This is a genomic window from Anaerotaenia torta (genome assembly GCF_050433395.1).
Lineage (GTDB): Bacteria > Bacillota > Clostridia > Lachnospirales > Lachnospiraceae > Mobilitalea > Mobilitalea torta.
In genome coordinates this window covers 40,328-59,656 of the sequence record NZ_JBNPXH010000012.1, presented here as the reverse complement: position 1 = coordinate 59,656, position 19,329 = coordinate 40,328, and the positions used below count along the sequence as shown (strand labels likewise).

General features: G+C 47.3%; 16 protein-coding genes and 1 riboswitch. Of the genes, 14 read left to right on the top strand and 2 right to left on the bottom strand.

Features of this window, described 5'->3' with window-relative positions; all coding sequences use genetic code 11:
• Window positions 1–42: 42 nt before the first annotated feature.
• Entirely contained in the window at window positions 43–570 is a 528-nt protein-coding gene (locus tag HNQ56_RS18210) for an ECF transporter S component (RefSeq protein ID WP_429149146.1), read from the bottom strand.
• 185 nt (window positions 571–755) lie between these two features.
• Here HNQ56_RS18210 and HNQ56_RS18205 point away from each other — a divergent pair, with 185 nt between their 5' ends.
• The 5 genes from HNQ56_RS18205 to HNQ56_RS18185 all read left to right on the top strand — a co-directional run bounded on the left by HNQ56_RS18205 (window position 756) and on the right by HNQ56_RS18185 (window position 5,638).
• Window positions 756–1,745, top strand: a complete 990-nt coding sequence (locus tag HNQ56_RS18205; RefSeq protein WP_429149144.1) for a metal ABC transporter substrate-binding protein — start codon at window positions 756–758, stop codon at window positions 1,743–1,745.
• 23 nt (window positions 1,746–1,768) lie between these two features.
• The gene (locus tag HNQ56_RS18200; protein WP_429149142.1) at window positions 1,769–2,539 is read left to right on the top strand and encodes a metal ABC transporter ATP-binding protein; all 771 of its coding nucleotides are present in this window, start codon (window positions 1,769–1,771) and stop codon (window positions 2,537–2,539) included.
• A gap of 15 nt (window positions 2,540–2,554) precedes the next feature.
• Complete coding sequence (locus HNQ56_RS18195) at window positions 2,555–3,403, top strand: metal ABC transporter permease (RefSeq protein ID WP_429149140.1); 849 nt, start codon at window positions 2,555–2,557, stop codon at window positions 3,401–3,403.
• 294 nt (window positions 3,404–3,697) lie between these two features.
• Window positions 3,698–4,819 carry a sporulation integral membrane protein YtvI gene (gene ytvI / locus HNQ56_RS18190; RefSeq protein WP_429149138.1) on the top strand — a complete coding sequence of 374 codons (1,122 nt, stop codon included), beginning with the start codon at window positions 3,698–3,700 and terminating at the stop codon, window positions 4,817–4,819.
• Between the two features lie 24 nt (window positions 4,820–4,843).
• Complete coding sequence (locus HNQ56_RS18185) at window positions 4,844–5,638, top strand: hypothetical protein (protein ID WP_429149137.1); 795 nt, start codon at window positions 4,844–4,846, stop codon at window positions 5,636–5,638.
• A gap of 136 nt (window positions 5,639–5,774) precedes the next feature.
• Here the strand turns inward: HNQ56_RS18185 and typA are convergent, their stop codons facing one another.
• Window positions 5,775–7,607, bottom strand: coding sequence for a translational GTPase TypA (typA, locus tag HNQ56_RS18180; protein WP_429149135.1), 1,833 nt, complete (start codon window positions 7,605–7,607; stop codon window positions 5,775–5,777).
• A 363-nt stretch (window positions 7,608–7,970) separates the two neighbouring features.
• Here typA and HNQ56_RS18175 point away from each other — a divergent pair, with 363 nt between their 5' ends.
• The 9 genes from HNQ56_RS18175 (at window position 7,971) to HNQ56_RS18135 (ending at window position 19,320) form a co-directional block, all read left to right on the top strand.
• Window positions 7,971–8,603: a single-stranded DNA-binding protein gene (locus HNQ56_RS18175; protein ID WP_429149133.1), complete on the top strand. Its 633-nt coding sequence runs from the start codon at window positions 7,971–7,973 to the stop codon at window positions 8,601–8,603.
• 220 nt (window positions 8,604–8,823) lie between these two features.
• Complete coding sequence (locus HNQ56_RS18170; protein ID WP_429149131.1) at window positions 8,824–9,306, top strand: chemotaxis protein CheD; 483 nt, start codon at window positions 8,824–8,826, stop codon at window positions 9,304–9,306.
• 148 nt (window positions 9,307–9,454) lie between these two features.
• A riboswitch (Lysine riboswitch) is annotated at window positions 9,455–9,627 on the top strand.
• Between the two features lie 221 nt (window positions 9,628–9,848).
• Window positions 9,849–10,736 (top strand): 4-hydroxy-tetrahydrodipicolinate synthase, encoded by an 888-nt coding sequence (dapA, locus tag HNQ56_RS18165; RefSeq protein WP_429149130.1) that lies wholly within the window; start codon window positions 9,849–9,851, stop codon window positions 10,734–10,736.
• Window positions 10,733–11,491, top strand: coding sequence for a 4-hydroxy-tetrahydrodipicolinate reductase (dapB, locus tag HNQ56_RS18160; protein ID WP_429149128.1), 759 nt, complete (start codon window positions 10,733–10,735; stop codon window positions 11,489–11,491). Before dapA ends, dapB begins: the two co-directional genes overlap by 4 nt.
• Before the next feature lie 195 nt (window positions 11,492–11,686).
• Complete coding sequence (locus tag HNQ56_RS18155) at window positions 11,687–12,733, top strand: ABC transporter ATP-binding protein (RefSeq protein WP_429149126.1); 1,047 nt, start codon at window positions 11,687–11,689, stop codon at window positions 12,731–12,733.
• Window positions 12,717–13,580, top strand: a complete 864-nt coding sequence (locus HNQ56_RS18150; RefSeq protein WP_429149125.1) for an ABC transporter permease subunit — start codon at window positions 12,717–12,719, stop codon at window positions 13,578–13,580. The genes HNQ56_RS18155 and HNQ56_RS18150 overlap by 17 nt, the downstream gene beginning before the upstream one ends.
• 19 nt (window positions 13,581–13,599) lie before the next feature.
• Window positions 13,600–15,039 (top strand): GldG family protein, encoded by a 1,440-nt coding sequence (locus tag HNQ56_RS18145; protein ID WP_429149124.1) that lies wholly within the window; start codon window positions 13,600–13,602, stop codon window positions 15,037–15,039.
• On the top strand, window positions 15,039–16,538 hold the full coding sequence (locus HNQ56_RS18140; protein ID WP_429149122.1) for a DUF4340 domain-containing protein: 1,500 nt from the start codon (window positions 15,039–15,041) through the stop codon (window positions 16,536–16,538). The genes HNQ56_RS18145 and HNQ56_RS18140 overlap by 1 nt, the downstream gene beginning before the upstream one ends.
• Before the next feature lie 235 nt (window positions 16,539–16,773).
• On the top strand, window positions 16,774–19,320 hold the full coding sequence (locus HNQ56_RS18135) for a SpoIID/LytB domain-containing protein (RefSeq protein WP_429149120.1): 2,547 nt from the start codon (window positions 16,774–16,776) through the stop codon (window positions 19,318–19,320).
• Window positions 19,321–19,329 lie beyond the last annotated feature (9 nt).

Sequence of the window (19,329 nt, the reverse complement as noted above, 5' to 3'; positions counted from 1 at the left end):
ATTACCCTCCATTGTAATGCGGTATTTCAGCCATTTCCCTTTCTATCGGTACATTTTGTTTTTGACCTGGGGCACTTTAAGGAGCAGGGGAAACAGCAGGGTGGATATTACCACACCAAATCCGTTCTGAATTAAATTGAAAGGAATATTTGCCGATGCCGCGGCAAATCCTAGGCCCAGGAAAGCGCCTTCAAAGAGAAAGTATCCTGCGGTTACAAGCGCTCCGCTTAATATGCCGGCGATCGGCACCGAGATGATTTCCGGCCTTCTATTTTTATGAAGTATGCGGTAGATGCAGGAAGCTGTCACCGCTGCAAGGCATTTGATCACAAGAGTAGCCGGAGCGTAGGCACCATAAACAAGAATGATGTCGGCAAGCATCGAGCCGAGACCGGCAGCCATTCCTCCGAAGAAGGGTCCCAGCAGGATGCCGGACAGAATGACAAAGCCGTCGCCCGGATGAATAAAGCCTCCCATTGGGGAAGGAACAGCAATTGCAATGGTTGCAACGCAAGTCATGGCGGCCATTAAAGCTGCCGTTACTAATTTGTTAATACTGTTTGATTTCATAAAAGCCTCCCAATACCTCTGTCACAGATTCGTCTTAAAATTTATCATGACAAATCATAGCACAGTTTTGCCCCTATTACAAGAAATTGTTGCTTTTCCCTTGTATAATAAGTTGACAGCAGGCGATGCTATCATATATAATTATTAATGCAAATGAGTTGCAATTAGAAAGGGATTACTATACTATGAAAAAAAAGTTGGCGACGCTCCTTGGAATTATGCTTTTGTTGGTAGTGCTGGCAGGGGTTACCATTCACATTATAGTTGAAAAATCAGATAGGGAGGCGGCGGATGCAGGAGAGCAGCTTCGAATTATATCCACGTTTTATCCGGTATATATGATTGGTTTAAATTTGACGGAAGGGATGGACGGAGTGCAAATTGACAGCTTAACCGACCTGAATACAGGCTGTCTGCACGATTACCAGCTGACCACAGAGGATATGAAGCTGATATCCAATGCGGATGTAATGATTATCAACGGCGGCGGGATGGAAGGCTTTCTGGAGGATGTAATGTCCAATTATCCTCAGCTTGCCGTAATTGATGCCAGTGAAGGAATTACCATGCTTTCCAGTGAAGAGGATCATCATGACCATGACGCGGACGAGCATGACGATGAGCACAATCATGGCGAATGGAATGCCCATGTGTGGCTTGACCCCCAGCTCTACATCCGGCAGATTAATAACGTGGCCGAGGGACTGAAGGGATTGATCCATTCCGATTCCATTGAGAAGAATGCGGATGCCTATATTGCTAAAATAGAAGAATTGGATGCTCAGATTGCAGAGCTGAAGCGGCAGTATGAGGAGAAATTCAAGGAAGGAACCGGACAGCAGGCACAAGGCATGCAGGCGGTGATTTTCCACGATGCTTTTCTTTATCTTGCGAACCGTGTCGGTATCTCCGTAGCCCATACCGTGACGCTGGATTCGGATACGGCACTCAGTGCGGGCGAGATAGCAGAGATTGTAGAGGAAGTAAAGCAAGACAAAATCCGGTATCTGTTTACAGAGGAACAATTCAGTGACTCCATCGCCGGACGGATTGCCGCGGAGACAGGGGCAACGGTTTCTATTATAGACAGTGCGGTAACGGGTAACGGCGTATCCGATTCCTACCTGCGTTCCATGCAGAAAAATATAGATACCCTGACCGGCTTAATTCAATAAATACAAGAAAGGCAGGAGGTGCCATGAAAGCAGCAAGAAATAACTCCGGAAAGCTAATCCGGCCGAATGGGCAGCAGGAGGCCGCCTGCGGTCTTCATTGTATTCAGATGAGCAATATCACGGTCAGAGACGGATCCCAGGTAATAATCGATCATATTAACCTGCATATCCATTGCGGCCGGATTACAGTCATCATAGGAAAAAACGGAGCAGGAAAATCCACCTTGGTCAAGGCTGTTCTGGGGGAGATCCGGCATGAGGGCAGCATCGAATTCAAAGACCTTAAATCCCAGAGGGTGGAGAACCTGGGGATCGGCTATGTGCCTCAATATATTAATATGGAAAAGAATACGCCCATGAGCGTATATGATCTGTTTGCCGGATATATCAGCAATTCCCCAATCTTTTTCCGTAAAAGCCGTAAGGTATACCAGTATGTGAAGAAGCAGCTGGAGATATTCGAAGCACAGGATCTCATTGATAAGCGAGCCTGCGATTTGTCGGGCGGAGAGCTGCAGCGGGTCCTGCTGGCTATTGCAATTTCACCGGTGCCCAATCTGCTGTTGCTGGACGAGCCGGTATCAGGGATCGATTCCAATGGGATGCAGCTCTTTTACAAGAATATCGGAACCCTGAAGTCGAACTATGACCTGGCAATGATTATCGTATCCCATGACTTTGAATTTGTCCGTCGGTATGCCGACCATGTTATACTGCTGGATAAGGTGATTTTAAAAGAAGGAACGCCGGAGGAAGTACTGGATAGCGGCGAGTTCCATGCAGTATTTGGATAAGGATGGAGGATGGGAATGGAAACTCTGTATCAAATATTAGAAGCCTTATTGCCGTTTTCCTGGACGGAATACGATTTTATGAAAAATGCACTGCTGGCGGTGCTGATTATCACCCCGCTCTTTGGTATTCTGGGTACCATGATTGTCAACAACCGGATGGCGTTCTTCTCCGATGCCCTGGGACATTCCGCCCTGACGGGAATTGCCCTGGGGACGATCTTCGGGATGGGGGATACTAATTTGTCAATGCTGATTTTTGCGGTAATCTTTGCATTGCTGCTGAATCGGATTAAAGGGCGGAAAACCGTGTCCACCGATACGGTAATCTCCGTGTTTTCTTCCTTTAGCATGGCTCTCGGGCTGGTGATACTGTCCCGGGGAGGCAATTTTGCCAAGTATTCCGCATTGCTGGTGGGAGATGTCCTGAGCATCACCGTCAAAGAAATAGGAATGCTCTTTGCTGTTTTTCTTCTGACTCTGGTTTTCTGGTTTCTGGGCTTTAATAAACTGCATGCCATCAGTGTCAATGAATCCCTGGCAAGAAGCAAGAAAATAAACATTCGCCGGATGGAGGATCTGTTTAGCGTTATCATCGCGGTAATTGTAATGTTTTCCGTAAAATGGGTGGGCATCCTGATTATCAACGCGCTCTTGATCCTTCCCGCGGCGGCCAGCCGGAACATCGCGTCCAATGTTCGGGAATATCATCTGTTCTCTGTCATAATCTCCTTATTTTCAGGAATCCTGGGACTGCTTCTGTCTTATTACATGAATACGGCAACCGGGCCGACCATTGTCATCATTGCGGCGGCTATCTTTTTCCTTACCTTAATGCTGAAAGCCCTGGAAGGAAACAGAACATAACAGTTCTAATAAATAAACTAACGCGGTGAATATGAGTGTATCTGTCCATCCGGGCGCAGACCGGGCTTCCCGTGATGGCCTGCTTCTGGCAATCATGGGATGTTAAAGGCAAGCCCGGATGGACAGATACACTCATATTCATTTCACAGTCTAAATTACACCTATTTTAATATTTTAATTAAATATTCTTTTACTATTTCTACAAATTTATGATACAATAAAGCAGGGAAAGCATCCCATGCTTTTTTTGTATGCGGGCATGGGAGTATATGATGTTTTGCGGAGGGAGAAGCTATGAACCGTTTTTTACTTTATTTAAAAATCGTAATTAATTTTCTGCTCTTTCTGGCCGGCGCCTTAATAATCATTTTTGTGCTGCCCGGATTACTTCGTTTTTTTATGCCCTTTGTCATCGGCTGGATTATCGCAATGATTGCGAATCCGCTGATGCGTTTCCTTGAGAAAAAGGTGAAGATACATCGCAAGCATAGCTCCGCCATATTTTTGATTCTGGTGATTGGCGCAATTATCGGAGCAGGAGCATGCATTATATCCCTGCTGGTAAGAGAGATGAGGGGGTTGATGGAGGATATGCCTAATATTCTCACCGGCCTCAGGCTCCAGTTCCAGGAAGTATCGGATACGATACGCAGATTTTCAACAACGCTGCCGCCCAATATACAGGAGGTTATTAATAAGCTGATAGACGGAGTGGCCAACTATACCTCGAATCTCACCGGTCAGATAGAATTGCCCACCATAAGCACGGCCGGAAATTTTGCCAGGAACGTGGCGGAAGGTTTTCTGGGACTGATTGTCATCATCATATCCGCCTATTTCTTTGCGGTGGGGAGGGATGAGATTACGGCGGGTCTGAAGAAGCATCTTCCGGAGACTTTTACAAATTACTGGCGATTAATTATAGATAATTTTAAAGCAGCCTTCGGCGGCTACTTTAAAGCGCAGTTTAAAATAATGATCATACTGACGGTCATCATGTTCGTTGGTTTTGAAGTGCTAAGGGTAGGATATTCCTTTATTTTTGCGTTGGGGATCGCATTTCTGGATCTCCTGCCTGTCTTTGGAACCGGAGCGATATTATGGCCCTGGGCGGTCATTGAAGTGATTACCGGCAACTATCTTCGGGCGGTGGGTCTGGTGGTCATTTATCTGATCTGCCAGGTGGTGAAGCAGGTATTACAGCCGAAGATGGTGGGAGACAGTATAGGGCTGCACCCGCTGGCAACCTTGTTCTTCATGTTTATCGGCTATCGGCTTTACGGAGTTTTGGGAATGATCATCGGTATTCCCATTGGTATGGTTTTGGTGAAGCTGAACCGCATCGGTCTGTTTGACCGGATGATCAGAGGGTTTCACATTATTGCAAGGGATTTGAATGAGTTCAGGAAGTTTTAACATTTAGGAGGATAAGAGCGTAGTATGAGAAGGAAGAAAAGTGAAGTTGAAAATGACACAATAATTACAGCCGGTGAGATCAAATTAATCCTTGACTATTATCGGATCGGCAAAAAACCATTGGCAAAGCTGCTGGGCTGGGGAGAGACAACCATCATCCGCTATATGGAGGGGGATGTCCCCACCAGCGAATATTCGAATAAGCTCAAAGCGATTCTGGAGGATCCGGAGTACTATTATAATATTCTTTGCAGAAGAAAGGAATGTCTGACCGGTGTTGCATTCAAGAAAAGCAAGAATGCGGTAATGGCAAGAATTATGTCCTCCAAGATTTATGCGGTGGCATATTATATTGTAAACCGCTGCAATGCGGAGATCTGTCCCAGCTACATCCAGTTCCTGCTCTATTATACCCAGGCATTTCACCTGGCTCTCTGCAACAGGGAACTGTTTCAGGAGGAATGCGGAGTGAATAATGAACAGATGCCATTTCTAAAGCTGTATGAGGGAATGAAGCGCTGCGGAATTCATACGCTGGAAGGCGAGGAGGAGTATCTGGAACCGGAAGAGAGGGAGATCATAGATGCAGTCATGGATGCATTTACCTGGTACGGTCCCAAAGCTCTGCGGGCAATGACCGCCTATGAGAAATCCATGCTGAAGATATCCAGGGATAAATGCAATAATAAGATCATATCCAAGGAAACACTGAAAGCATATTTTAAGGAAATCCTGGAGCACTACCAGATCAGAAGCAGCAAGGAGATCGGAAAATATCCGGATCGCAGAATATTAGATATAAGAGAATTGGACAAATAGTTTTTTTTAATGCAGTATGTGAAAAAATTATCAAAAAAAACAAAATCATCATACCGGTTCTGTATGCCATAAACGACAAAATGGACGCGATTATGGCATACAAAGCCGATGATATTTATCGTATCGGAAAAGTCCGTCAGTTTCCCTGCCGGTTTCTCCTATCTCTCATCCTCATGGTAGAATCCAGAATCTTCTTTCGAATCCGAAGACTGGAGGGCGTAACCTCCAACAGTTCATCCGTTTCAATAAATTCCAATGCCTGCTCCAGACTGAGTACCTTGGGAGGTGTCAGACGCAGGGCTTCATCTGCGCTGGAGGACCGGGTATTGGTAAGCTGCTTCCTCTTGCATACATTAACCTCAATATCCTCGGTCTTAGGATTCTGTCCTACCACCATACCCGCATATACCTTTACTCCGGGTCCGATAAACAGAATTCCGCGTTCCTGGGCGTTAAAAAGTCCATAGGTAATACTTTCCCCGGTCTCATAGGCAATCAGACTGCCGGTCTTGCGGTACTGAATATCGCCCTTGTAGGGGCCATAGCCGTCAAACAGGGTATTTAATATACCGGTACCCTTGGTATCCGTGAGAAATTCACCCCGGTAGCCGATCAGACCGCGGGCGGGGATGGAGAACTCAAGACGGGTATGTCCGCTCCCGGAGGTGTTCATATGAATGAGCTCACCCTTGCGCTGTCCCAGTTTTTCAATAACTGTTCCGGCAAATTCATCGGGAACGTCAATCACAGCATGCTCCATGGGCTCCAGCCGCTTGCCGTGTTCATCTGTTTTGTACAGAACCTCCGCTTTGCTTACCGAGAACTCAAAGCCCTCTCTTCTCATGGTCTCGATCAGTACGGAGAGATGAAGCTCTCCCCGGCCGGAGACCTTGAAGCTTTCCGTAGTATCTGTTTCCTCAACCCGCAGGCTGACGTCCGTGTTCAGCTCCCGCAGCAGCCGGTCCCTCAGATGCCTTGAAGTCACATACTTTCCTTCTGTTCCGGCCAGAGGACTGTCATTCACATTAAAGTACATTGCGATAGTGGGCTCGGAGATCTTCTGAAAAGGGATTGCCTCCGGATTCTCAGGAGAGCAGATCGTATCCCCGATGTGGATATCCGCGATGCCCGAGATCGCCACAATGGAACCAATGGTGGCCTCATTGACCTCCACCCGCTTTAATCCGTCAAATTCATAAAGCTTGCTTATCTTAACCTTGAGATTCATATTGGGATCATGGGCATTGACCAGCACCGCGTCCTGATTGACCCGGATCACTCCGTTATCCACCTTGCCGATGCCGATACGGCCCACATATTCATTATAATCAATGGTGCTGATGAGAATCTGGGTATGCTTCTGGGGATCACCCTCCGGAGCGGGAATATAGTTAACGATGGTTTCAAACAGCGCCGACATATCCTCCGGCTCCTCCGTATAGGACAAGGAAGCGATGCCCTGTTTGGCGGAAGCGAATAGAAAGGGACAGTCCAGCTGCTCATCATTGGCATCCAGCTCTAATAATAATTCCAGAACCTCATCCACTACCTCTGCCGGTCTTGCCTCCGGGCGGTCAATCTTATTGATGCATACGATGACCGGGAGAGACAGCTCCAGGGCCTTCTTAAGAACGAACTTCGTCTGGGGCATGGGGCCTTCAAAGGCATCTACTACGAGAATAACGCCGTTCACCATCTTCAGCACCCGTTCCACTTCACCGCCGAAATCCGCATGTCCCGGAGTGTCTATAATGTTTATCTTATATTCCTTGTATTGAACCGCGGTATTTTTAGAAAGGATTGTGATCCCCCGTTCCCGCTCCAGAGCGTTGGAGTCCATAACCCTCTCCACCACTGCCTGATTGGAGCGAAATACACCGCTTTGTTTCAGGAGTTCATCTACAAGAGTTGTCTTACCATGATCAACATGTGCAATTATGGCAATATTGCGAATGTCTTCTCGTTTCATAAATAATAACCATGCCTTTCAGTTTAAAACTTTATATCTGGTTGAATGCAACCGAATCATTGTATCATACCGTCTAATTAAAAATCAACGTATGTTGGAGAAATAATTCATAAAAAATTTAAAATTTTTTGTATAAAATAACAAAAATTGTAAATAATATAGCGAAATGGAAAATTTTACTTCTAAAATATGGAATAAGGCATATACTTAATCATAGGTGAATGTAAGCTGCCAGCTGAGACGATGCAGAGCTTTTTATGAAATGGATGAAAAGGGTTGCAGGAAGGATCTGCCGGAACATTTGCCCCACATTTTAGAGCAGAATGGCGTCAAGATACGCCGGAAGGAAGGAGAGGTACGGTTATGACAGATAAAGTATTTGATAACAATCAAGTAAGTATTGCAGGAGAGGTAATCAGTGACTTTACGTTCAGCCATGATGTGTTTGGGGAAGGCTTCTATGTATTGGAGGTATTGGTCAGCAGGCTGAGTAATTCCTATGACATGATACCGGTTATGGTATCGGAACGGCTCATTGATGTAAAACAGGATTATAAAGGGAAATTCGTTGAGGTTCTGGGACAGTTCCGCTCTTATAACCGTCATGAAGAGAGCAGGAACAAATTAGTACTTTCGGTTTTTGCACGGGAAGTTAAAATGGAAGATGAACTTTCGGAAAATGCAAAGCCTAACCATATTTTTTTGGATGGATTTGTATGCAAGCCGCCGATTTACCGCAAGACCCCTCTGGGAAGAGAGATTGCCGACGTGCTGCTTGCCGTAAACCGTCCTTATGGAAAATCAGATTATATTCCCTGTATCTGCTGGGGCAGAAATGCCAGATTTGCAGAGACTTTCGCGGTTGGGGGGCATGTTCAGATCTGGGGCAGAATTCAGAGCCGGGAATATCAGAAAAAGATAAATGAAGTTGATTTTGAGAAGCGGGTTGCTTATGAAGTCTCCGTAAGTAAATTGGAGTATCTGGAGGAGTATTAAACCTCCGGTGTTTAAGCGATGAAATAGAGCGGGGTTGTCATATTGACAGCCCCATTTTTATTGGATTTAAGAAAGAGGTATAGTGTGACAAAGAAACACGTGATATTACAAAAAACAACTTGCATTCCTTGGAAAGCAGGTTGTATTATTAGTACAACAGCCTTGAGGATGAGAAGCCATGCATGATATGGAAAGCCGGACATCCGGGGGGTTCGTCAGAATGGAGATTATTATGGAGCATGTTGTAGGATTAGGAGAAATTATTGTATCGGACAAAGAAAAGGATATCATCAAGACCTTTGCGCTGGCATCCTGTGTGGCTGTGACGGTCTACAGTCCGTTCGATAAAGTGGCGGGGATGATTCATATTGTGCTGCCGACTCCCTTTGACGACAGGGATTATGCAGAGCGGCCCGGATATTTTGCCATGTCCGGTATTCCCCTGCTGTTTCGGAAAATATGCAGCGACTACGGCTGCCGTAAGGAAGAGCTTCAAGTGCACATGTATGGCGGTGCGGATTCCATTTATCAGAAGGATATCTACGGGGTGGGGGAAAGAAATATTAATGCAGCCCGGCAGAAGCTGGCCGAGTTGGGAATTACCCCGTGCCGGACACAGCTTCGGGGAACCGAGAGCAGAACCATCCGGATGGAAGTGGGAACGGGCAAGATTGAGGTGTTCTGCCACCCTATGATTTTATAGGCTGCAAGGCAGGGACATCAACCTTCCAGGAGAGTGGGGCAGCCAGGATGAGATGCTTCTGATGGGCAGGTATTCACCTCATTTGACATTTATCTGTTGACAACGGAATCAGTAAGTGCTACTATGTGCTTACAAATCAATTTATATTATTTATGGTAGAGGTGCATTGTTTAGGAGTAGGCTGCCGGATATGTCAGGCATAGAAGAACGCAGTGAAAGGAAACAGTGCCGAAGTGATAATAACCTGAATTATTATTGCTGGGCATAGGGTGAAGAACTCTATGACTGTCATCAATCACTTGATGGAGCGCTGCCTGAAGAATGTCAGAAACCGAAGATTCATAGGGGGAATTAGTCTTATGATTCTGCCGGGTTATTCTTTAGAGTTAAGTTAGGGCTTTTATCCATAGTGAACAGGCGCATACCATAATCACAGAAGATTATGGTATGCGCTATTTTAATGAACATCGGGCAGGCGGATGCTGTTTGCCGTTGTTTGCACAGGTAGGCTTTGATAGAATATAAAACAGGAGGAATGAAAAATGGCTGTATTTAAAGGAGCAGGGGTAGCGATTATAACACCCTTTACGAAGACAAATGAGGTAGATTACGAAGCGCTGGGAGAATTGATTGAGTATCAGATTGCCGGGGGCACGGACGGTATCATCATCTGCGGCACGACAGGCGAGGCGTCGACCTTAACCCACGAGGAGCATCTGGAATGTATTCGTTATACCGTAGAGAAAGTGGCAAAGCGGGTGCCTGTCATTGCAGGAACCGGCTCCAACGCCACGGACACGGCGATCTATCTGTCCCAGGAGGCGGAGAGCTATGGAGCGGATGCCCTGCTGCTGGTGACACCCTATTATAACAAGGCAACCCAGAAGGGATTGATTGCCCATTTCACAGAGATCGCCAAATCCGTTAAGATACCCATTATCCTGTATAATGTGCCGGGAAGAACCGGCTGCAATATCCTTCCCCAGACCGTAGCTACGCTGTTCCACAATGTGGAGAATATCGTGGGAATCAAGGAGGCCAGCGGGAATATTGTCCAGGTGGCCGAGATGATGCAGCTGACCCAGGGAAAGCTGGAATTATACTCCGGCAATGATGACATGATTGTTCCGGTGCTCAGCCTGGGCGGTCTGGGCGTAATCTCCGTATTGTCCAATATCGCTCCCCGCCAGACCCATGATATGGTCATGAGATTCCTGGAAGGAGATACGGCAGGCAGCCGTGATTTGCAGCTTAAGCTTCTGCCCCTGATCAATGCGCTGTTCTGCGAGGTGAATCCGATTCCGGTTAAGAAAGCGGTCAATCTGATGGGCTTTGAGGCGGGCGGCTTAAGGATGCCGCTGACGGAGATGGAGCCTGCCAATGCAGAGCGTCTTTTAAAGGAGATGAAGGAGGCCGGGTTGTTATCATGACAAATATCATTTTACGGGGCTGCAACGGCAAGATGGGGCAGGTAATCACAGAGATTGTAGAGTCTGACGAGAATGCGGTAATTATGGCCGGTATTGATGTCTTCCAGGGCCGTAACAACAAATACCCGGTATACCAGAGCTTTGGCGCATGCAATGTCAAGGCGGATGTCATTATTGATTTTTCAGCGCCGCGGAATGTGGAGGAGATGCTGGACTATGCGATTAGTCATAATATCGGAATTGTGCTGTGTACCACGGGATTGGATAAAGAGCAGCTGGAAGCGGTGGAGGAGGCGTCTAAGAAGATACCCGTATTGCGTTCGGCTAATATGTCCATGGGAATCAACCTGATTTCCAGGCTGGTGCAGGAGGCGGCCGTGATTCTCTCCGATGCCGGGTTTGATATCGAGATTGTAGAGAAGCACCATAATAAAAAGGTGGATGCACCTTCGGGTACGGCTCTTGCCTTGGCTGATGCTATCAATGAAGTATTGAACAATGAACTGGAATATCAGTATGACCGAACCAGGGAGCGGGTTCCCAGGGGCCGGAAGGAGATTGGGATCTCAGCGGTGCGCGGCGGAACCATTGTTGGTGAGCATGAGGTTATCTTCGCCGGAACGGATGAAGTGATTGAAATAAAGCATACGGCTTATTCCAAAGCGATTTTTGCCAGGGGCGCGGTCCAGGCAGCTAAATATTTGCCCGGAAAGCCCGCCGGAATGTACAAAATGAGTGATATAATGAAGGCGTAGTGAGAATAACAATAGAATTTGTCCCCCAAAAGGTATACATAGGGCCTCCCTCATAATCAAGAGGGAGGCCCTATAAATTTATCCATTTTGTTCACAAAATTTTCGTATTTATTGTGTATGATAATTTTTATTGAGGAATTGATTTGCTTTGTAGGGATAAATGTTAAAAATCAAAATGATAAGGAGGAAATGATTTTGATTGAAGTAAAAAATTTGGTAAAGCGCTACGGAAATCATACCGCGGTAGATCACCTGTCCTTCACCGTTGAGAAAGGACAAATTCTTGGGTTTCTGGGGCCCAATGGAGCAGGAAAGACAACTACCATGAACATCATCACCGGCTACCTGACCGCAACGGAAGGGTCGGTCACGGTCAACGGAGTGGATGTGGCTGAGGAGCCGGAAGAGGTCAAGAAAATGATCGGCTATCTGCCGGAGTTCCCGCCCCTTTATCCTGATATGACGGTACGGGAATATCTTAACTTTGCGGCGGAGCTTAAGAAGATCAAAAAGACGGAAAGGAAGCAGATGGTTCAGGAGGCCATGGACGCAACCATGATCACCCCTATGGCGGATCGTCTGATCCGGCATCTGTCCAAGGGCTACAAACAGAGAGTAGGCCTGGCCCAGGCAATCCTGGGTTATCCGGAATTGATTATTTTGGACGAGCCTACGGTAGGACTGGATCCAAAGCAGATCATCGAAATCCGTGAGCTCATTAAGGAATTGAGCAAAAAGCATACAATTATCCTCAGTTCCCATATCATGCAGGAGGTCAGTGCGGTGTGCGACACGGTAATGATCATAGATAGGGGTACCCTGATTCTCAGCGACAAACCGGAGAATCTAAGCTACCGCCTGGGAGCCACCGGAGGGCTTCGTTTGTCTGTGAAAGGGAATAAAGCCACGATTATCAATGCGTTAAGGAAAGTCAAGGGAATCAAGAAGATCAAGGAGCATCCGATGATAAGCGAGAGCGTTGTTGAATTCATGGTCTTCTGTGATGAGAAGGATGACATCCGGGAAGAGGTATTCCATACCATGAGTCAGGCCGGAACTCCGATTCTGGAGATGCAGAGCATCCGTATGAGCCTGGAGGATATCTTCTTGAAGGTTACCAACAAGGAGAAGCCCACACCCATAGAGCTGGATGCACCGCCTGCCCTGGAGGAAGAAGCAGAAGACGGGGCGGAAGAGATTATCATAAACAGGGAGGAAGACGAAGATGCTGGCGATTTATAAAAAAGAATTGCGTGCCTATTTCACATCCATGATAGGCTATGTATTCATTGCAATATTTCTTGTGATTATCGGAATTTACTTTGCAATACAGAATTTATTATTTGGTTCTGCGAATCTGGAAATGACTCTGTCCTCCTTTTCCTTCTTAACGGCACTTCTGATTCCGCTGCTGACCATGAGATTGATGGCGGAGGAGAATAAACAGAAAACGGATCAGCTTTTGTATACCTCGCCGGTGACAGCCTCCTCCATTGTAATGGGCAAATTTCTGGCGGTATTTACAGTCTTTGGCATGGTAGTGCTGATGGTAGCTACTTTCCCGCTGATTATGAAAATGTACGGCAGCGTTTCCTTTGGCAGCGCCTATTCGGGAATACTGGGCTTTGCGCTGCTGGGAGCGGCTTATTTAAGCATCGGCCTGTTCATCTCCTCCCTTACGGAGAGTCAGGTGGTAGCGGCAGTCATTACCTTTATTGTATTTATCTTTACTATTTTTATGGATGCCATCGCAAGTATTCTTCCCACCAGCAACAAGGCGGCAGTGGTTATCTTTGCCGTTTTGCTCATCGCAGTGTGTGCGGCGATCTATTCCATGGTCCGCAATGAGACGGTTGCTATTCTCATCTGGATTCTATGCGTTGCCGGACTGGGTGCGGTCTATTATCTGAAGCCCTCTCTGCTGGACGGCTCTGTAATTAAGGTGTTTGGCTGGTTCTCGGTACTGAACCGCTTTGATTCCTTTGCTTATGGTACCCTTAATGTTGCCGCTGTTGTTTATTATCTGAGTATCACCGTCCTGTTTACCTTCCTGACGGTACAGATCATTAACAAGAAGAGATTTAGCTAGAGAAAGGAGAAGGAAAGCCATGAATGATAAGAAAAGCTTTTTCGGAAAGATCAAAGCATCCTTTTCCGGGAGAAAATTTCGTGGAAGGATGTATATCACCACGGTGACAGGGGTGGTATTTGTAATCATACTGGTAGTAAATATGCTGGCGTCCCAATTAAATATCCAGATAGATGTAAGCTCCCGCAAGCTGTACACTCTGACGGAGGATACGAAGAAGTTGGTATCGGAGCTGAACGAGGACGTAACCATTTATTATCTGGCACAGACCGGATCAGAAGAGGAGATCTTCAAGAAAATCGTAGAGAAGTACGATGGCTTATCTGACCGGATTTCCCTGGTATATAAGGATCCGGTGCTGTATCCTACCTTTGCCAAGGAGTATGTGGAGGAGAATGTAAGCGCGAACAGTCTGATCGTAGTAAATAATGCTACGGGACGGGCAAAATATATTGACTTCAGTGATATGCTGGTTCAGGAGCTGGATTATAATACTTATTCCTATAACACTACCGGCATCGATGTAGAGGGCGAGCTGACCTCAGCCATCCAATTTGTCACAAGCGGGGAGCTGCCCGTGATGTATGTGGTGGAGGGACATGGGGAGACAGAAAATGGCGCCCAATTTAAAGAGGCCCTGGAAAAGATGAATATTGATATCCAGGCGTTGAAGACTCTTTCTGCAGCAAGCATCCCGGAGGATTGCGGACTTTTGTACATTAATTCTCCCACAACGGATTTTAATGAGGAAGAAACAACAATGATCCGGGAATACCTGGCTTCCGGCGGCAGCCTATTAGCTACGGTTAACTACCGGACAGCAGGGCTTAAGAACTATCTCTCAATTCTTGACTACTATGGAGTAGAGTTGGTCAACGATATCGTATTTGAAGCAGATATGAGCATGCTGTATTCCAATAATCCCATGTACCTGCTGCCTGCGTTCCAGAGCCACAGCATTACCAGTCTCGCCAAAAGCGGTAAGATACCGGTCATCATGCCCCAGAGTGTAGCGGTGAAACAATCCGGTACGACAAGAAGCTCTCTGACCCTTAATGAACTTCTGACCACCTCAGCTTCCTCCTATGCCAAGAACCCTGAGAATATCACAACGGCAGAGAAGGAGAAAGGAGATCTGGAGGGTCCCTTCACCGTAGGCTTACTAGCGGCGGATTCATACCAGGGAACGGAGACAAAGGTGGTGGTATATACCACGGACTTTGCCTTTGCAGATGCGGCTATGGGATATGGAAACCACGATCTGTTAAGAGGAACAATGGGGTATCTCATCGGGGAAAGCGCTTCTCCCCTGTCGATTCCTACCAAGAGCATGGAAGCGGAGTATATCTATCCCTCCCAGGCGCAGGCCCTGGCCTGGGGCGCGGTGATTATCGTCCTGGTTCCGCTGGCTATCTTGATTACAGGCATTGTAATTAGTGTAAGAAGGAGGAGAAAATAATGGCAAGAAGAAAGAAAAGGAACACGCTTACGCTGGTCTCTCTTCTTTTGGCATTAGCCGCTTTGGTTGGCTTCTATCTCTGGTACACCAAAAGGGAGACGGAGCCCGTCGGGGAGGATAGCAGTATTCCCCTTTCCACCGTGAAAACCGCTGACATTACATCCCTTCACTATGTGTATGGGGATACGGATATGACCTTCACCCGGGATGGAGAGAATTGGATATTGGAAGGGGAGCCGAACCGTCCCCTTAACCAGAGCCGTGTAACCAGCCTCCTCTCAGTAATTGATGAAATCAGCGCCACAAGACTGATCGCGGAGACGAGAGATAATCTGGCTGATTTTGGACTGGAACAACCGGCATCCTATATTCAGGCCATACTGGGCGACGGATCTGCCGTGACCCTCCAGATCGGCAACCAGCCGCCCTCCGGGGACGGGTATTATGCCCTGGTGAATGAGGACAATAAGGTATATCTGCTGGCGGCCTCCTATGGCAGCGGGCTTAAGTATGCCAACTCCGATTTTACGGCGGTGGTGGACGGACCGGAGATTACAGCTGCTAATATCCGCTATATTAAGCTTGATTTACGGGAAGGTCAGGATTTTGAATTGTCCTACCAGGAGGGGCAGGAAGGGAATGGTGCCGGCAGCTCCATGTTCCCCTGGGTTATTCTGAAACCCTACCCTCAGCCCTATACCGCGGACAGCTCGGCAGTATCAACCCTTCAGGAAAATTATAAGGCCTTTGACTATTCGGAATGTGTGGAGTACAGCGCGAAGGATCTGGCGGTCTATGGCCTGGAAGATCCGCTGGCTGTCATTGAACTGGGCTACCTTGAGGAAAGAACCGAGACTCTGGAGAAGCCGGAGAAGAATCCGGATACAGGGGAAGAGATCACAGAGAAGACTTATTATGATGAGAAGGAATTTAAGCTGCTCATCGGAGACCAGACGGAGAGCGGCAGCTATTATGTGATGCCCGAGGGAGATACCGCGGTCTATACCATGACAGGGAGTACCGTAGATAAGATGATTACCGTAGATGCATTCTCTCTTCTGAATAAGTTTATTGCAATACCGCTGATTGACACGGTAGACAGGATTGAGGCAGAGATTGACGGAACGGTATATACCTTGAGCATGGAACGTTCCGCGGTAAAGAATGAGAAGGATGAGGAGGAAGTTCAGACCACATACTTCTATAACGGTAAGGAAGCGGAGGAGGCCGCCTTTAAGGATATCTACCAAAGTCTTATTTCCGCCAGATACGATGCGGAAAGCAAGGAAGAGATGGATGCCGGAGGTGCCAAGCCTCGCCTCACCATAAGCTTTTATCTCAATGACACTGCCAATACGGTGATTACCGCCTCCTATCTGCCCTATAACGACAGCTTCTATCTTGTACAAAATGGCAGCGAGACACGTTTCTTTGCGGATAAGAGGAGTATAGATCAGATTGCCGAAGCGGTTGCCGGCTTTCAGGTGACGGAAGAATAAGCCAGGGAGGAGCAATTTCAATTGCTCCTCCCTGATTCTATCCGGCGGCGGAATTCCTGAAACTTGTACGAATATTACTGCCAGAGACATAATATAATGAGAGCAGAGATAGGAAATAAGTACAGCGTGAACGAAAGAACGAAGTTCTTGAGTTCCTAATCTGCGTATTCTATAATATCATTAGATCATTATCATTATGTTAATAGGTTAATCAGGGCCTGGAACAGGAGCAGCGATGAGTATAAAGAGAAAGCTTATATTGATAGGAATATGCATCGGAATTGTGATTATTGTATTTACAGTGAACGTAATCCGGGGAATGAAGGGAGAACCGGGGGAGCAGCCGGACGACACGGGGGACACCGTGATCCAGGCGGACGGCATTACTCTGGCAGAAGCCTTCCGTCTGCTCAGTTATCTGGAATACAATAAATCGGAGCGGGAGAGCCTGCCGCTGGAAGTTATTTATGAAAATCAAAGCATGTCAGGCTGGTATGACGGTTATGTGAATGCGGTGTGGAAGATGGGCCTGATTGACCGTGAAATATCCGTATCTCCCCGTGAAGTCATGACATATGGGGACTGCAAGAGCGTCATGGATAAGCTGCTGCTTAAGAAACCGGATTATCAGGGAATCTATCAAGGTATCTCCTTTGATTTCACAAAAGCGGAGGAGCCGGTGAAGACAAGAGAGTTTCTGGAGCTTTACGAAGCGATCCTTGCCAAGTCCAATGAGGCCGATTCTTCACAGGATGGACAAGGGATAGAGGAAGCGACCCTGCTGGTACTTGGAAATGAGACAAGGCAGGACGGCTCGGACCGGATGGTGACAAACCAGGGAAAATACGAATACGCTTTGGCAAAAAGCTATGAGGGAGCCTATTTTGAGCTGGAGCAAAGAAGACAGGGCATAACAGCGGACTCAGACCAAGAGGCTTCCGGAGAGCCGGTGGATATTTCAAAATATCTGGATACAGGAATTAAGGCTCTGGTCTGTGATCAGGAGCTGATTTTCATAAAGGCAATTACAACAGAGAAAATAGTCTTGCATAATGTATGGATTAAGCAGGGAGAGGGACTGCAGATCTCTGCCTATATAGACGGACTGGATAAGACCTTTGAAGCGCAGTACAAGCTGTCGTCTTCCATTGGAAAGGTTGTCGGAGATATTACCATAGAGAATCAAAAGGTGGTTAAAATATTGCAGAAACCGGAAACGATTCAGGGAAAGGTGCTGCAGACGGGAGAAGATTTCATAGAGATCGAGGGCTATGGGAAGGTGCCCCTGGAGGAAGAGTTTAAAATCTATAAATTGTACGGCAAGCTCACCCAGGAACCTACAAGTAGTATTCTGGTCGGATATGAGAATACTGATTTTGTCGTATCCCTGGGCAAAATCAGCGCGGCTCTGATCACGGAAAGCATCAAGGCTGAGAATATCCGGGTGCTTCTCATGACATCGGATTACCAGGGCTACAGCCATGGAGAGATTAAGCTGACTGCCTCCGGCGATTATACCGTAAGCAGCGAGAATCAGGAGAAAACCTGGAGTAAAGGGGAGATTTTAACCCTGAAGCCCGGGGATGAGCTGCTGAAAGACGGCAGGCTGTCCATAAAGCCCGTTGAGGAAGACGGCAGGGTGGAGGTGCTTTCCATCGACCGTTCCGACGGACACCCCAGATACCGGGGAACAATAGAAATCGCGGAAGGCGATCAGGGCTTGCTGATGGTAAATGAGCTTTCCCTGGAAGAATACCTTTACGCGGTGATACCCAGTGAGATGCCCACATATTACGGCCTGGGACCGCTGCGTGTCCAGGCTGTCTGTGCCAGAAGCTATGCTTATAAGCAGCTTTTGGCAAACAGTCTCAGCCGGTACGGGGCCCATGTGGATGACAGTGTGTCCTACCAGGTCTATAATAATATTGCCGAGAATGAGGACAGCGTGCTGGCAGTAAAGGACACCTATGGGAAGGTGCTGGAATTTAATGAGGAGGTAATCACGGCCTATTATTTCTCCACCTCCAGCGGACATACTGCCCAGGCCTCCAGCGTTTGGTACGGCAGCAAGGATTATCCCTATCTGTCAGGAAAGCTGCTGTATTCCGGGACAGGCGGAGAGGGCGCGGAGGACGGCGGGGAATTGGAAGAGAAATATACGGATCTGTCCTCAGAGGATATCTTTCGGCAGTTTCTCACAGATGAGGAGCTGGTTACCTATGACAGCGGCTTCAATTGGTACCGCTGGAAAGTAACCATGGGAGCCCAGGAGGTTGCCAAGGTAATCGATGATAAACTATCCAGAAGGTATACCGCTAATCCGGAGCTGATTCTGACGCAGACCGGCAAGGACGAGGACGGGAATGGGGTTTTTGAGAGCATTCCGGTGGATACCGTGGGTTCCATTGTGGATATCTCTGTTCGGAAAAGGGAGAGCAGTGGAATTATCTCAGAATTATTGATTGAAGGCAGTAAGAATACGATCCTGGTAAAAACGGAATATAATATCAGAACGCTTCTGGCACCCGCCTATGATACGGTGATTCGTCAGGATGAGAGTGAAGTGAAGAAGCTAAGCCTGCTGCCCAGCGCGTTCTTTTTCGCGGATCAGAGCAAGGACGGCGGAAAGCTTGACGAAATTACGCTGACAGGCGGCGGTTATGGGCATGGAGTCGGTATGAGCCAGAATGGCGTCAAGGCTTTGGCGGATTCGGGAAAGGATTATGAGGAAATTCTCGCCTACTTCTATGACGGAACCCAGCTGGGCTTCATCTATGAGTGAGAGGGACAG